Raw genomic sequence first — 15069 nt, 5'->3', positions numbered from 1 at the left:
ATCCCCCTTATGAAATAGCAAACTGACTCTCATACAAGTTCGCATAAAAGCCCTTCTTCGCCAGCAATTCCTCATGTCTGCCCTGCTCGATAATATTTCCGTCCTTCATGACCAGGATCAGATCTGCCTCCTGAATAGTGGAAAGACGATGTGCTACAATAAAGCTGGTTCTTCCTTCCATCAACTCTGCAAAAGCCTTCTGCACCTTCACCTCAGTACGGGTATCAATGGAAGAAGTGGCCTCATCCAGGATCAACATAGCCGGGTGCATCAGCATAACCCTTGCAATGCAAAGAAGCTGCTTCTGTCCCTGGGAAATATTTCCGCCTCCCTCTGAAATCACGGTATCATAGCCGTTTGGCATACGCTTGATAAAACTGTGGGCATGTGCATGCTTAGCTGCCTCCATAACCTCTTCCAAAGTCGCATCCGGCTTTCCATAGGCAATGTTCTCGCGGATGGTTCCTGCCTTCAGCCAGGTCTCCTGAAGCACCATACCAAAGTTTCGTCTCAGGCTGTCTCTTGTCAGCTCTCTTACCGGATAACCGCTTACCTTAATCTGTCCCTTATCTACATCATAGAATCTCATAAGAAGGTTGATCATAGTGGTCTTACCGCATCCGGTAGGTCCGACGATGGCGATCCTCTGTCCAGGTTTTACGTCAATGGAAATATCAGTAAGAAGCGGAACTTCTTTTCTGTAAGAAAAGGAAACACTCTCCACGCTTACACGGCCGTCTGCTTTCTCCAGCTCCCAAGCATCTGGCGCATCTGGCTCCTGTGCCGGTGTATCAATAAAGTCAAAGAGACGTTTTGCACATGCCAGCGCATTCTCCAGCTCTGTGATAACGCCGGAAATCTCATTAAACGGCTTGGTATACTGATTTGCATAGTTCAGGAAGCTGGTCAGCTGTCCCACAGTCATACCGCCCTTAATTACTGTAAATGCACCAAAAATTCCAACTGCTGTGTAAACAAGACCATTTACAAAGCGTGTGGACGGGTTTGTAATAGAGGAAAAGAAAATCGCTTTGATTCCGCAGACGCGAAGCTCTTCATTTACTTTTCCAAACCTTTCATTAGCTCTCTCCTCATAGGAAAAAGCCTGCACGATCTTCTGATTTCCAACAAGCTCTTCCACAATAGAAGTCATCTCCGCTCTCTTCTCGGACTGCTCCTGAAACATGCGGAAGGTTCTGCCTGCGATAAAGCTTGCCACGAACAGGGAAATCGGAGTGAGCAAAATAACGATCACTGTGATCTTCACACTGATGGAAAGCATAAATCCAATGGTTCCAAAGATGGTCAGCACACCGGTAAACAGCTGGGTAAAGCCCATAAGGAGACCATCTGAAAACTGACTGACATCAGAAACAATACGGCTTAAAATATCTCCTGGCTGATTGGCATCTATATAAGATACCGGCACCTCCTGAAGATGGGCAAACGCCTGGCTTCGCACATCCTGCACCACGCTGTAGGTAACCTGATTGGTAAGAAGGTTCATCACCCACTGGGAAACTGCATTTCCCACAACGATCACAGCCAGAGCTCCAAGTACCTTCAAAAGTCCGGCTGTATTTACATTTCCCGGACCTACGATATTATCTACACCATTACCAATCAGAATGGGTGTATACAGGGTAAATCCAACAGTGACAAGCGCTGTCAGAAGCATAATGATAATTTTTGCTTTGTAAGGGCTGATAAATTTCAGTACCCTCTTCATAGTCTCTTTATTCCTTCCCATCAGCGGTTCACCTCCTGTTCGGAAAGCTGTGACAGGCAGATTTCTCTGTAGACCTCACAGGATTCCATAAGCTCTTTGTGTGTTCCCACACCAGCCAGCTCACCATCATCCAGAACCAGGATCTTATCTGCCTGCTTGATGGAGGTTGCTCTCTGGGAAACGATAAACACAGTCATTCCCTTTGTCTGCTCATGAATGGCATGACGAAGAGCCGCATCTGTGGCAAAGTCAAGGGCAGAAGCACTGTCATCCATGATCAGGATCTCCGGATCTCCCACCAGTGCTCTTGCTATGGTAAGACGCTGGCGCTGTCCGCCGGAAAGATTGGCGCCGCCCTGACTTACCATGGTATTTAAGCCCTCCGGCTTACTTTTTACAAAACCACTTGCCTGCGCAATGGAAAGAGCCCGTTGGATTTCTTCTTCGGAAGCGTCCTCTTTGCCCCATTTCATATTGTCACGGATGGTTCCCTTAAACAGAACTGCCTGTTGTGGTACCATCCCCACCTTTTTACGAAGCTGTGAAAATGGATATTCTTTTACATTATTTCCATCAATTACCACATTACCGGAAGTTACGTCATAGAAGCGTGGGATCAGATTGACCAGAGTGGATTTACCACATCCGGTACCACCAATGATGCCGATGGTCTCACCTGGTTTTGCCGTAAAGGAAATATGGGAAAGCGCCGGCTCCTTGCTGCCTGCATAGGTAAAGCTCACATCTTCAAAGACAACTCTTGCAGCGCCTGCATTTTCTTTCTGAACACTATTGCCCTGATCCGTGAGAGACGGCTGTGTATCCAGCACCTCATTCAGACGCACACCGGAAGCCATAGCCTTTGTCACTGCCACGATCAGGTTTGCAAGAGCGATCAGTGCGATCAGGATCTGGTTCATATAGTTTACAAGGGCAACCACTTCCCCCTGTGTAAGAATACCCACAGACACTTCCTTGCTTCCATACCAGAGGATTCCGATAATGGCAAAGTTCATGATAACCGTAGTGGCAGGATTCAGAAGTGCGGAAATTTTTCCCGCTCTTACCTGCACCTTGGTGTAATCGTCGTTTACTTCTGAAAATTCTTTATATTCTTCCTGCTGTCTTCCAAAAGCCCTTACTACTCTGGCACCCACATGATTCTCTCTGGTGATCAGGGAAATCCTGTCCAGGAATGACTGAGCCTTTTTGTAAATTGGCACTGTTGTGCGCATAATTCCGTAAATTACAATGGAGATCACCGGAACCGCAATCAGGAAGATCAGGCCAATCTTCACATCAATGGTAAAGGACATGATCACTGCACCCACAACAATAAAAGGGGAACGAAGGAACAGACGCAGCACCATGTTCACACCAGTCTGTGCCTGATTCACATCATTGGTGATCCTTGTCACAAGGGTAGGAGTTCCAAGCATATCCAGTTCTCTGTAAGAAAGTCTGCTGATATGGGAAAAAAGCTCCTTGCGAAGGGCAGTGCTGAATCCCATGGCTGCCTTTGCAGAAAAATACTGTGCAGTCAGAGAACATGCAAGGCCGATCACTCCAAGCAGTACCATGATCACACACTGGTGCCAGATATAGACATTGTCCTGATTCTTAATGCCGATATCCATGATTCTGGCAACAACCAGAGGCACGATCAGCTCAAAGGTGGCCTCCAGCATTTTGAACAAAGGAGCCAGAAAACTTTCTTTCTCATAGCCCTTCAAAAATCTGATCAGTCTCTTCATCTTACTTCTTATTCTCCTGGATTCGTCCGTATAATCTGGTCATGGCGTTAATTCTGTGAATGATCTCATCCGTAAGCTGACCTCTTGTAAGACGCCATTTCCAGTTGTCTCCCAAAGTAGAAGGCGTATTCATTCTCGCTTCATTTCCAAGACAGAGATAATCCTGCAAAGGTACTACGCACACTTCTGCTACTGAGGACTGTGCCGCCCGGATAAGCCCCCATACACATTCATCTGTGTCCTTCTCCTCACAGGCTGTGTACTGGTTCACGTAGGCTCTGTTTGACTGGGTAAGGTTCCCAAGCCAGCCCTTCGTAGTCTCATTGTCGTGGGTTCCAGTGTATACAATGCAGTTTTTGTCATATCGGAAAGGAAGATATACGCTCTCGCCGCTTTCATCAAAGGCAAACTGAAGCACCTTCATACCCGGATATCCGGATTCTGCCAGAAGCTCCCTGACGCTGTCTGTAAGGAATCCCAGATCCTCTGCGATCACATCCAGATCCTTAATTTTCTCCTCCAGGACCTTGAACAGTTCTATTCCAGGACCTTTTTCCCACTTTCCATTCTCAGCGGTCTCATCTCCATAGGGAACTGACCAGTACTCGTCAAAACCGCGGAAATGATCGATCCGGACCTTGTCGTACAGCTTCATACAGTGAGTCATACGAAGGATCCACCAGTTATAACCTGTTTTCTTATGATATTCCCAATTATAAAGTGGATTTCCCCACAGCTGACCAGTTGCGGAAAAAGCGTCTGGAGGACATCCTGCCACTGCTGCCGGTGTAGCCTCCTCATCAAACTGGAACAGATCCGGGTTCGCCCATGCATCTGCGCCATCAAAAGCCACATAAATAGGAAGATCACCGATGATCTTAATACCTCTGTCATTTGCATATTTCTTCAGCCGGTTCCACTGGCGGTAGAACCAGAACTGCTGAAAGGCATAGAAGCTGATATCCTCCTTCAGCTCCTCTCTTGCCTTAGCAAGCGCCTCCGGCTTACGTGTCTTTAAGTCCTCCGGCCACTGATTCCAGGAAATTCCCTCCAGGCTGTCCTTTATTGCCATATAAAGACAATAATCTGCAAGCCAGAAGCCCTGCTCTTTCTCAAAGGCTTCCATCTCCTCACGGATCAGCTGAAGCTCCTTTTCTTTCCCATCCATCTGGTAAAAACGTCTGTAAGCCTTCCGAAGAAGGGAAAATCTGGAAAGATAAACCTTCTCATAGTCCACATAGCTTTTGCTGCCGCCCCAGTCACATTCTGCACATTCTGCTGCTGTGAGAAGGTCTCTCTGGATCAATTCCTCCAAATCAATGAAATAAGGATTTCCTGCAAATGTGGAAAAAGACTGGTAAGGGGAATCCCCGTATCCGGTAGGTCCAAGTGGCAGGATCTGCCAGTATTTCTGACCCGCTTCTGCAAGCTGATCTACAAAAGCGTAAGCTTCTTTAGAAAAACATCCGATTCCATAGTTGGAAGGGATACTGGATATAGGCAATAAAATACCGCTGGCTCTCATCATATGTTCCTCCTGTCTGGTTCAATAACCATTATCTGCTTATTATACCGCTATCATGCATAATCGGTCAACAGAATAAAACAGCTTCGCAAATTTTATCCTGCTTTCGTTGCTGCTCAAAAAAACAGGCACCCGGAAAAATTCCGAATGCCTGTCATTTTCTTCTGCATCACATTTAAGTAATACCAAAAGACTTATATTCTTTTGACTTGATTATTTCTTACTTGTATAACCGAAGAAGAAGTATCCAAGTGGTGTGTAGTACATGCCGTCAATGTCTGGATTGAGCATATATGGCTGTGTATAGAAGTAGATTGGAGCAAGTACGCTGTCCTGTCCAATGAGGATATCCTCAGCTTCGTGGAATGCTTTCATACGCTCTTCCGGATCAGAAGTAGCTTTTGCTGCATCGATAGCTGCATCATAGTCTGGGTTAGAGTACTGAGCGTCGTTGTTACCGCCGTCTGTGTACCACATATCCAGGAATGAGCAAGGATCGTTGTAGTCTGCGATCCAGCCGTTACGGGCGATCTGGAAGTTACCATCTTTTCTGTTCTGAAGGAATACGTTCCAATCCTGGTTGTTCAAGTTAACAGTTACACCAAGCTCTGTCTGCCACATGTTCTGAAGAGCCTCACCGATCTTCTTGTGGTTATCAGCTGTGTTGTACAGATACTCTACAGTCGGGAAGCCTTCGCCGTTCGGATAACCAGCGTCTGCAAGAAGCTGACGGGCCTCTTCGCAGTTAGCCTCATAATCCTCATCGGAAATGCTGTAGTAAGAACCGCCTACTGTACGGAAGTCATCACTACCAGCACCAGCTGCATCATTTACACCGTTCGGTACATATCCGTCAGCCGGAACCTCACCAGCCTGGGAAACGTTCTCTACGATGTAGTTACGGTCGATTACAAGTGAGAACGCTTTACGGATGTTAGGGTCAGAGAAAACTTCGTCCTCTGTGTTGAAGCATACATAGTAAGTTCCAAGATAGTCACCGATCTCAAGCTCGCCAGAAGCAAGGTAGGTCGGGATCTCGTCTACAGGAAGGTTCTCGATGAAATCAAGCTCTCCGTTGTTGTAACCTTTGAGCATTGCGTTGTTGTCATCAAGAAGTGTAAACTTGATAGTATCCGGTCCAAGATTCTCATAGTCATAGTAGTTCTCGTTTTTCTCCATGGAGATGTAAGCATTGTGAGACCACTCTGTCATTTTGTATGGTCCATTGCCAATGTATGTGCTTGGATCAAATGTCCAGTTGTCACTGCTCTCTACCATATCCTGACGAACCGGGAAGGTTGCCGGGAATGCCATGATTTCTTCGAAATACGGGCAGTCATAGGTAAGATCGATCTGAAGAGTCTGATCATCAACTGCTGTAATTCCAAGAGTGCTTGGATCCGCACTTCCGTCAGCAACTGCGTCATATCCTTTTACCATGTCGATCATGTAGCAGTAATCTGCTGCTGTCTCAGGATTTGCTAGACGCTGCCATGCATAAACGAAGTCACCAGCTGTTACCGCCTGTCCATCAGACCATTTGATGCCGTCACGAAGTTTAACAGTGTAAGTAACTGTGCCATCTTCGTTCTCGGTCTTTTCCCAGGACTCAGCCTGTCCAGGAGCTGTGACAGCATTTCCTTCACCATCATTTACCCATTTAGCCAGACCTTCGAACATATGGTTGCACATGATAGCTCCATCAACTGCGGAGTTCAGTGCAGGGTCAATTGTCTGTGGTTCAGATGCGATACAAAGATTCAGGTTGAATCCTTCGTCAGATGCTGTATCCTCGGCGAATACAGGAGTTGCTGCCATGCTTAATACCATAGCTGCAGTCAGTGCCATAGACATAAATTTTCTTCTCATTACATTTCCTCCTTTATGCTTTTTTGCGCCGCATGAGAGATGAGAATCGACGCTTGTATTCATCAGCTCTTCCGTGAAGAAGAACGAAATACCTAAACTTCCTTTATTTGTCCAGCAAATGGCAGGCTGCCCAGTGGCCCGGCTCATGCTCTCTGAACACAGGAGTTACCTGGCTGCACTTTTCAGTGGCATATGGACATCTGGTGTGGAAACGGCATCCGCTTGGCGGATTCATAGGACTTGGCACGTCTCCTTCCAGAATAATACGCTTTCTTGTCCGGCTCAGCTTTGGATCCGGAACCGGAACTGCGGAAAGCAGGGTCTGTGTATATGGATGGATCGGATGTCTGTTCAGCTCATAGCTCTCGCCCAACTCAACAAGAGAGCCAAGATACATAACACCGATTCTGTTGGAAATATGACGGACAACGGAAAGATCATGGGCAATGAACAGATAAGTCAGACCCATCTGCTCCTGCATGTCCTCCAGCATGTTTACCACCTGTGACTGGATAGAAACATCCAATGCGGAAATCGGCTCGTCACAGACGATGAACTCCGGTTTTACTGCAAGGGCGCGGGCAATACCAACACGCTGCTGCTGACCGCCGGAAAACTCATGTGGATAACGGTTTGCATGCTCTGTATTTAATCCAACCTGCGCCAGCAGCTCTTTGATCATGTCAGCGCGGTCTTTCTTACTCGCTGCAAGCTTGTGGATATCAATGGCCTCTCCAATGATCTCACCAACTGTCATTCGAGGATCCAGGGAAGCGGACGGATCCTGGAAAATGATCTGCATTTTTCTTCTGTAGGGAAGCATTTTGGCAGCTTTGGCTTTTCCAAGAGGTTTGCCGTCTTTAGCCAGAGGATTGTCGTAAATGGTTTCGCCATCATAAATAATCTTTCCTCCGGTTGGCTCATAAAGGCGAAGAATCGTTCTTCCCAGTGTGGTCTTTCCACATCCGGACTCTCCTACAAGACCGAGTGTTTCACCTTTTTTGATATAAAGGGAAACATCCTGTACAGCCTGTACCCCCGGACCTTTTATGCCATTTACCGGAAAATATTTTCGTAAATTCTCAATTTCAAGAAGCTTCTTTTCTTCTGCCATTTATTTCTCCTCCTTGTTCATAAGCTCCTGAACCCGAAGCCAGCAGGCGGAACGATGTTTCTCGCCCACTTCCACGTAAGGAGGCATTTTCTTCAGACAGATCTTCATGCAATGCTCACAACGTGGAGCAAACGGACATCCTTCCGGCGGATTCAGCATATCAACCGGGGTTCCCTCGATTGGGATCAGTCTTTCATAGCTCTCGGCATCAACACGGGGCATGGAACGAAGAAGACCCTTTGTATATGGATGTGCAGGCTCGTAGAAAATGTCATCTACAGGTCCCTGCTCCACAATTTTACCTGCATACATAACGGATACCTTGTCACAGATATCTGCCACAACACCAAGGTTGTGTGTGATGAAAATGATTCCCATTCCGGTCTTTTTCTGAAGATCCTTCATCAAGTCAAGGATCTGTGCCTGAATGGTAACATCAAGGGCTGTGGTCGGCTCATCTGCGATCAGAAGCTGCGGATGGCAGATCAGTCCCATAGCGATCATGACACGCTGTCGCATACCGCCGGAAAACTCGTGTGGATACTGCTTCATACGCTTCTCCACATTATTGATTCCAACCAGTTCCATCATTTCCATGGCACGTTTCTGGGCTTCTTCTTTGCTGATTTTCTTATCATGGGCACGAAGAGCTTCCACAAGCTGATTTCCGATGGTGTAAACCGGATTCAGACAGGTCATGGGATTCTGGAAAATCATAGCTACTTTGTTTCCGCGGAACGCAGTCATCTCTTCCTTGGAAAAAGAAAGGACATCCTTTCCCTCGAAGGTAATGGAGCCTCCGATAACTTTACCTGGGGACTGAAGAAGCCCCATAATAGAATATGCCTCCTGGCTCTTTCCAGAACCAGATTCTCCAACAACTCCCATAACTTCGCCATAATCAAGGTCATAGGAGATACCGCCAACGGCTTTTACCTCGCCGGCCGGGGTAAAGAAGGAGACTTTCAGGTCTTTTACTTCCAGCAATTTATTTTTCTGTTCAGACATTGTTCTCCTCCTCTCTTATTTCTTCAGCTTCGGATCAAGAGCATCGCGAAGTCCATCGCCAAACAGGTTGAATGCAAGGATCATAATGCTCAGGATCACGGAAGGTACGATCAGTCTGTAAGTATAAGTGTACATACCGCTAAGTGCGTCTGTTGCCATGGATCCAAGGCTTGGAAGAGGTGCAGAAACACCAACTCCAAGGTAGGATAAGAAGGATTCCAGGAAAATTGCAGACGGTATCTGCAGGCAGGTAGTAACAACGATCTGTCCGATACAGTTTGGAAGCAGATGACGGCGGATGATTCTGCCGCCAGATGCACCAAGTGCTCTTGCTGCGGTTACATATTCCTGCTGTTTCAGCTGAAGTACCTGGCCACGGATAATACGACTCATGGTAACCCAGTATAACAGACCAAATGCAATAAACATGGAGATCAGGTTCGGTCCAAGTACATTGACAAAGGATTTCATAGGACTGGTTCCTGATGAATTCACATAGTCAGTAAGGATTGGTTTCAGTGCAGTTGCGATCAAAAGGACAACCAGCATCTCCGGAACTGCATAAATAAGTTCAACAATACGCTGCATCACTGCGTCCACCTTGCCGCCACAGTAACCGGAAATAGCACCATAAAGGGCGCCGATCACCAGTACCAGGATAGCTGCGAATACGCCGACAGACATGGAAACACGGGCACCATACATAACACGGACCAGAATATCACGGCCATACATGTCAGTACCAAATACATGTGGGAATACTTTTTCCCCATTTGCCTTGCGCTCAAGCTCTGCCTGGGAATAACCGAAAATATGTTTCTTGATTCCAAGCTCCTTGCGGACGGAATCCTCATCTACACTCTGCTCCTCAGAAGAGTCTTCTGAAGGTTTTGCAGCTACTTTTGCTTTTGCACGGATAACTGCTTCATCTTTCTTTGTAAATTTCTCGCCCTTCTTCTCAGCTTCTGCTTTCGCCTGGGCGATCATTTCATCTACATCCACTACATCGGACTGGGTTCTGGAAGCGATCTCGTCGTTCACACGCTGGGTGTCCTCCAGTGTGTAGTGATAGGGATAAAGGTTCTCAGCACCTTTGTTAAACTCGTCATAACCATATGGGATCAGAAGCGGGCCCACAAAGGCAAATAAAAACAGGAATACGATCACACCAAGTGCAACCATAGCCACCACATTTTTCTTTAATCTTCTCCAGGCATCTTTCCAGTAGGAAACACTCTGGCGGTCCTGAATAAAATCATCCTTCTCCTGTCGGGACGCAGATGCAAAATCATCCGGACTTAAATCCTGAAGGAGGTTCTCAATATCCGGCTGAAGACTCACCGGACATTTCTTAATCTTCTTATCTTCTGCCACGATTATTCTCCTCCTTTCGCAAGGCTGATTCTCGGGTCAGCAACCTTATAAAGGAGGTCTACAACCAGGTTCATCAGAATAATAAATGCTGCCAGGAAAATGGTAGTTCCCATAATAACCGGATAATCACGGTTCTGGATGGACTGTACGAAGTAACGTCCAAGTCCTGGAATTGAGAATACACTCTCTACAACAAAACCACCACAAAGAGTAAAGGCCACCTGCGGTCCTAAGTATGTAATAACCGGAATCAGTGCATTTCTAAGAGCATGCTTGAAAATAATCTTTTTGTTCTTCAGACCTTTGGCGCGGGCTGTCTTAATGTACTCCTGGCTTAAGGAATCCAGCATGGCAGAACGTGTCTGACGTGCTGTATAGCACATTGGGTAAAAGCCCAGGGCAAAGCATGGCAGTACATAGGCGCGCCATCCCTGCGACGGATCAAAAATAGACGGAAACAGATTCAGTGCATTGTTTCCAGTCAGGGTTACCAGAAGAACAGATGCCACAACGAAGCTTGGCATGGAGATTCCAAGTGTACAGATCACACGAAGAATGCTGTCTGTCAGCTTGCCTCTCTTAAATGCGGCAAGACAGCCAAGAGGTACACCCACCAGAATCGCCCATGCAAGTGCAAGTGCACCTACCTTGGCAGATACCGGGAACATATCCACGATAATGTCAAGAACTGCACGGTTCTTCTGCATCTTAAGTGATACACCGAAGTCACCGTGAAGAATATTTTTCAGATACATAAACAACTGTACATAGACCGGCTTATCCAGTCCATATTTGGCATTCAGCGCAGCCAGTGTGGTCTCAGAAGGTGTTTTTTCACTGAGCCATGGGCTTCCAGGTACAGCATTCATCAGCAGGAAGGTAAGACAGGCTACCAGAAAGATAGTCAGAATCGCCATTCCAAGTCTTTTTGCAAAATACTTTCCCATTTTTCCTCCTTATTTTTTCCGGTCGAAAACATTTATTTCGGTTTCCTTTATGAGCGATGCCGTCAAAAACGCCACACCCATATCAGACTGATTTCTGACCAGAGTTCATTTTTATAATATATGAAAAAAATTATAGCATTTCAATTCGCTTTATTCAAGTAACATTTTAAACTTTAGAACGGTAACGGTGCAATTTTTTAAGCTTGTACTATTTTTCAGTGCTATTATGGTATATTTTTTGTGTATTTTATACAAAGACATTTGTTTGTTTCACAAGCGCAGATTGTTTATCATAACTCTACAGCATGTTTAAAAAAAACTTTTGAGCCTGTTTTAAAAATCATTCCTGTAATCTGTACAGGACCAATCTATTTTCCAATTCAAAAAAGAAGGATACCAGCTTGGCATCCTTCTCTCTCAATTCTTACCAGTTCCCCTTTTGCTTCATCCGGCTCCGTATCTTTGCCGCAGCTCATAAGAAAAGCCACACCCAGAAGAACCAGCAGCAGAATCCAGCCTTTTTTTCTCATATAGTTCTCCATTTCACACTGTATTTCTGTGAGTATGTGCAAAATAGAGCATATTATGCATAATGGACATGTTTTCTCAAAAACCCTTTTTCTTTATATAGAAGGCAATGTCATGATAAACCCGCTTCCGGTCTGTCTCATTCAGAATTTCGTGGCGCATTCCCGGATACAGCTTGCCTTTCACGTCTACATAACCGGCGCGCCGCATATCCTGCACTGCTTTTGCAAAATGACGCACGTTGATCATACAGGGATCATCAGAACCACTGACAAAAAGCACGGGCATTTTCGGTCTGGTGCAGTGCCAGTGCTTTACGTCGTAAGCACGCTTCATCAGCTCAAAAAGTGCCAGATAGCCATCATCTGTAAACGTAAAGCCACAAAGTTCAGAATCGGAGTATTCCTGAGCTGCTGCCTTATTGGCACAGATCCAGGAAGTACAGTTTTTGTCCTTGCGGAAGCGCATCACATTTCCGGCAAAGGAAAGGGTTTCGATAACTTTACTCTTGTGGGCTGGTCCAAACACAGCACTTTCCATATGGGCAATTGCTTCTCCAAGAGATCTTGCCCCATTTTTGCTTGGAGAACCACAAACGATCAGCATGTCCATGCAGTCATCATGATCTCTTGCAAAAGCGCGCACGGCCAGCGAACCCATACTATGCCCGAATAAGATCAATGGCAGATCCGGAAGCTGCTGGTGCATTTCCCGGTTCACCACCTCAATGTCCTTGAGGATCGCATCCGCGCCGCCGCCATACATATATCCCAGGTCATCCAGCGCCCGCACACTTTTCCCATGGCCACGGTGATCGTGGAGCACGCATACATAGCCTTTTTTAGCCATGTATTCCATAAAGGGAAGATAGCGCTCCTTGTATTCGCTCATCCCATGAACAAGCTGCAGGATTCCTTTGTACGGTGTCTCATCCGGAACCACTGCCAGAACGGAAATATCAAGTCCATCCGCCTCTGATTCTATATAAGCTTCATACTTTGCACCCATAGTTTTTCCGCCTTTCTTCTTTTTTATTATCTTAACATAAATACCCGGTATCCGTAAAGTTACTGGTTACTGTTCGCGACCTGACTAGTAACGTTCCGCGAGGTGTTTTTTGTGAACAAAGTTCACAGAAAACCCGAGAATTAAGTTTGCGCAGCAAACGCTACTTCTTGTGCTTGTCACAAGAAGGTTCGTTTTTCTGTGCATTGCGAAGCGCGTTACTGTGAACGGAGTGAACAGTAACACTCGGTAAATACTTTGACACTCTCCCAAGAGTATACTATAATAAAAAAGATGTCACACGGATTTATATGTTAAATTTTTACAGACGGTCAGTTTATGAAATTATAATAGCATAAACATCGCCAGAGCATGTTTGAAAAAGGATTTCTGCAATATATGCGTCACGATTTGTGGGAGATTTTATCCGATTGAGGGAGGCGTAGCGGGCTACAACCACTGAAAGAGGGCAAAATATACCGCAAAGTGGGGCGTGCAGATTGCGGGAATGATCTTTCAAACAGGCTCTAAACCTAACAAGGAGGAAACATGGAAGAAAAACAACTAAATATGCCAGATGAACACCCTGTTCCGAAGAAAAAAAGAAAAGGAAAGGCCGGACGCATTCTGCTTCTGCTTATTCTTATCCTTGTCGCCGGCGCAACCATTGGCTACTATTTCTACGAACGCAGCCAGCCAGCCAAAGAATTGGATAAATATCTTACCGGCATCCAGAGCCTTGATTTCGACACAATGGAAAGTATGCTCCAGAGCGCCGATCTTTCCGCTCTTGACAATGCAGATGTGCGAAACGCCACCTACGAAAGCTTCTTCAAATCCATCAATGCCAAAATGACCTGGAAGATCACAAAGACACGTTTCAGTTTTCAAGACGGCACTGCTGAAGTCACTGCGCGGATCCGCTATGTAGACGGATCTGATATCTACCGTGAAACTGTAACCGAATTCCTTCGTCAGATTGTTTCCAGCGCCTTTTCCGGCGAGAGTCTTACGGAACAGGAAACCCAGGACAAGCTTGCTTCTATTTTAATGGAAAAAGCCTCCAGCCTGGAAGACAAATTCAGTGAAACAGACATTGTTTATCCTATGATCAAAGTAAACGGCCAATGGAAGGTTACAGCTCTTGATGATGAAACAGTAAAGATCATGTCCGCCAATTTCAAAAGTGTAGAGGATGAGATCAGCCAGGCTCTGGCGGATTCCGACTCCACAGCAGAGGGAACCGATGGTCCAGCTGATTCTGTGGTCCAGACGCCTGCCACATCTGATGGAACCATTGATCTTTCCAACCAGCGTTTCTCTATCCACTATACCAGAAATGTAGTTTCCACAGACTTTGGCGGTGAGCCCTGCCTTCTCGTCTACTATGACTACACAAATAACGGAGAAAGTTCTTCCAGTGCTATGGTAGATGTAAATCTTACCGCTTATCAGAATGATGCGGCTCTTGAAGCAGCTATTCCGGCAAACAGTGATGAGGCTGTTGATGCATTTATGAAAGAAATCCAGCCAGGAGAAACAGTAAATGTATGTCAGGCTTTTTCCCTTAATGATATGAGCCCGGTTACCTTGCATGCTTCAGACGCATTTGGTCTGGATACTGGAATTACAGCAGCACAGACATTAAATCTCCAGTAAAAGAAGCAACCAGCACATCACCATATGGGAATCACAATGAAATCTTTTATACGCGAAAGTTCCGTTTAAGGCTTTCGCGTATTTTTATGTCTCTCTTTGCAGTTTCAGACAGTCCCCCTGTTTTTTGCTGCTAAAATTCCATCTTTTACCACATTTTATACAGGCTTTTTCGTATAATTTCCACGATAAAAAGAAACACTATAGTTACGAAAGGATGGTGACTTATGGAAAATAAATTTTTAAATTGTTTCTGTCTGACTCTTACAATAATCGGCGCTATCAACTGGGGACTGATCGGGTTCTTCAACTTTAACCTGGTAGCTCTCATCTTTGGCAGTATGAGCTGGATTTCCAGAATCATCTACGCACTGGTCGGACTTTCGGGTCTGTATCTGCTCAGTTTCTATGGAACGCTCTGCTCCAATGAAAATAATGCGTCATAAGTTAAAAAAAGCCAGGAAACTTAATTCCTGGCTTTTAAAGAGCGATAGACGGGGCTCGAACCCGCGGTCTCGACCTTGGCAAGGTCGCGCGTTACCAACTACGCCACTATCGCA

Annotated in this window: 13 protein-coding genes, 1 tRNA gene and 1 pseudogene; 3 read left to right on the top strand and 12 right to left on the bottom strand. The window is 45.8% G+C overall.

Annotation, left to right across the window (positions count from 1 at the left end; translation table 11 throughout):
- Positions 1 to 7: 7 nt before the first annotated feature.
- From AB5Z12_RS13855 to AB5Z12_RS13805, 11 genes are all read right to left on the bottom strand, one after another.
- A complete protein-coding gene (locus AB5Z12_RS13855) occupies positions 8 to 1750 on the bottom strand; it encodes an ABC transporter ATP-binding protein (RefSeq protein ID WP_187566229.1) in 1743 nt (580 codons plus the stop codon).
- The gene (locus tag AB5Z12_RS13850; RefSeq protein ID WP_195699920.1) at positions 1750 to 3483 is read right to left on the bottom strand and encodes an ABC transporter ATP-binding protein; all 1734 of its coding nucleotides are present in this window, start codon (positions 3481 to 3483) and stop codon (positions 1750 to 1752) included. Before AB5Z12_RS13850 ends, AB5Z12_RS13855 begins: the two co-directional genes overlap by 1 nt.
- 1 nt (position 3484) lies before the next feature.
- On the bottom strand, positions 3485 to 5011 hold the full coding sequence (gene malQ, locus AB5Z12_RS13845; RefSeq protein WP_368368681.1) for a 4-alpha-glucanotransferase: 1527 nt from the start codon (positions 5009 to 5011) through the stop codon (positions 3485 to 3487).
- A 210-nt stretch (positions 5012 to 5221) separates the two neighbouring features.
- The gene (locus AB5Z12_RS13840) at positions 5222 to 6877 is read right to left on the bottom strand and encodes a peptide ABC transporter substrate-binding protein (RefSeq protein WP_313720658.1); all 1656 of its coding nucleotides are present in this window, start codon (positions 6875 to 6877) and stop codon (positions 5222 to 5224) included.
- 103 nt (positions 6878 to 6980) lie between these two features.
- Positions 6981 to 7991, bottom strand: a complete 1011-nt coding sequence (locus tag AB5Z12_RS13835) for an ABC transporter ATP-binding protein (protein ID WP_368368680.1) — start codon at positions 7989 to 7991, stop codon at positions 6981 to 6983.
- Positions 7992 to 8999, bottom strand: a complete 1008-nt coding sequence (locus tag AB5Z12_RS13830) for an ABC transporter ATP-binding protein (RefSeq protein WP_118579216.1) — start codon at positions 8997 to 8999, stop codon at positions 7992 to 7994.
- Positions 9000 to 9014: 15 nt separating this feature from the next.
- Positions 9015 to 10373: an ABC transporter permease gene (locus AB5Z12_RS13825; protein ID WP_148462792.1), complete on the bottom strand. Its 1359-nt coding sequence runs from the start codon at positions 10371 to 10373 to the stop codon at positions 9015 to 9017.
- Between the two features lie 2 nt (positions 10374 to 10375).
- Positions 10376 to 11320 carry an ABC transporter permease gene (locus AB5Z12_RS13820; protein ID WP_118579219.1) on the bottom strand — a complete coding sequence of 315 codons (945 nt, stop codon included), beginning with the start codon at positions 11318 to 11320 and terminating at the stop codon, positions 10376 to 10378.
- Between the two features lie 380 nt (positions 11321 to 11700).
- A complete protein-coding gene (locus AB5Z12_RS13815; RefSeq protein WP_173716424.1) occupies positions 11701 to 11850 on the bottom strand; it encodes a hypothetical protein in 150 nt (49 codons plus the stop codon).
- Positions 11851 to 11926: 76 nt separating this feature from the next.
- Entirely contained in the window at positions 11927 to 12856 is a 930-nt protein-coding gene (locus tag AB5Z12_RS13810) for an alpha/beta fold hydrolase (protein WP_368368679.1), read from the bottom strand.
- A gap of 334 nt (positions 12857 to 13190) precedes the next feature.
- The gene (locus tag AB5Z12_RS13805) at positions 13191 to 13313 is read right to left on the bottom strand and encodes a DUF6783 domain-containing protein (protein ID WP_308768502.1); all 123 of its coding nucleotides are present in this window, start codon (positions 13311 to 13313) and stop codon (positions 13191 to 13193) included.
- Here AB5Z12_RS13805 and AB5Z12_RS13800 point away from each other — a divergent pair.
- The 3 genes and pseudogenes from AB5Z12_RS13800 (at position 13263) to AB5Z12_RS13790 (ending at position 14955) form a co-directional block, all read left to right on the top strand.
- Positions 13263 to 13421 (top strand): annotated as a pseudogene (locus AB5Z12_RS13800) (DUF6783 domain-containing protein). The gene AB5Z12_RS13805 and the pseudogene AB5Z12_RS13800 overlap by 51 nt on opposite strands.
- Positions 13403 to 14512, top strand: coding sequence for a DUF5067 domain-containing protein (locus AB5Z12_RS13795; protein WP_226855531.1), 1110 nt, complete (start codon positions 13403 to 13405; stop codon positions 14510 to 14512). The pseudogene AB5Z12_RS13800 and the gene AB5Z12_RS13795 overlap by 19 nt, the downstream one beginning before the upstream one ends.
- Before the next feature lie 224 nt (positions 14513 to 14736).
- Positions 14737 to 14955, top strand: coding sequence for a DUF378 domain-containing protein (locus tag AB5Z12_RS13790; RefSeq protein WP_368368678.1), 219 nt, complete (start codon positions 14737 to 14739; stop codon positions 14953 to 14955).
- Between the two features lie 40 nt (positions 14956 to 14995).
- On the opposite strand, the gene AB5Z12_RS13785 is transcribed toward AB5Z12_RS13790, so the two are convergent.
- Positions 14996 to 15068 (bottom strand) — tRNA-Gly (locus tag AB5Z12_RS13785).
- Position 15069: the final 1 nt, after the last annotated feature.

Origin of the sequence: Ruminococcus sp. RTP21358st1_G6_RTP21358_211008 (assembly GCF_040908885.1) — a bacterium.
In the GTDB taxonomy this organism is placed as follows: Bacteria; Bacillota; Clostridia; order Lachnospirales; family Lachnospiraceae; genus Blautia_A; species Blautia_A faecis.
This window is presented reverse-complemented; position numbering and strand designations above follow the sequence as displayed.

Coding starts and splice junctions, on each gene's coding strand:
- AB5Z12_RS13855 (WP_187566229.1), bottom strand. CDS start 1,750: ATGGGAAGGAATAAAGAGACTATGAAGAGGGTACTGAAATTTATCAGC.
- AB5Z12_RS13850 (WP_195699920.1), bottom strand. CDS start 3,483: ATGAAGAGACTGATCAGATTTTTGAAGGGCTATGAGAAAGAAAGTTTT.
- malQ (WP_368368681.1), bottom strand. CDS start 5,011: ATGATGAGAGCCAGCGGTATTTTATTGCCTATATCCAGTATCCCTTCC.
- AB5Z12_RS13840 (WP_313720658.1), bottom strand. CDS start 6,877: ATGAGAAGAAAATTTATGTCTATGGCACTGACTGCAGCTATGGTATTA.
- AB5Z12_RS13835 (WP_368368680.1), bottom strand. CDS start 7,991: ATGGCAGAAGAAAAGAAGCTTCTTGAAATTGAGAATTTACGAAAATAT.
- AB5Z12_RS13830 (WP_118579216.1), bottom strand. CDS start 8,999: ATGTCTGAACAGAAAAATAAATTGCTGGAAGTAAAAGACCTGAAAGTC.
- AB5Z12_RS13820 (WP_118579219.1), bottom strand. CDS start 11,320: ATGGGAAAGTATTTTGCAAAAAGACTTGGAATGGCGATTCTGACTATC.
- AB5Z12_RS13815 (WP_173716424.1), bottom strand. CDS start 11,850: ATGAGAAAAAAAGGCTGGATTCTGCTGCTGGTTCTTCTGGGTGTGGCT.
- AB5Z12_RS13810 (WP_368368679.1), bottom strand. CDS start 12,856: ATGGGTGCAAAGTATGAAGCTTATATAGAATCAGAGGCGGATGGACTT.
- AB5Z12_RS13795 (WP_226855531.1), top strand. CDS start 13,403: ATGGAAGAAAAACAACTAAATATGCCAGATGAACACCCTGTTCCGAAG.
- AB5Z12_RS13790 (WP_368368678.1), top strand. CDS start 14,737: ATGGAAAATAAATTTTTAAATTGTTTCTGTCTGACTCTTACAATAATC.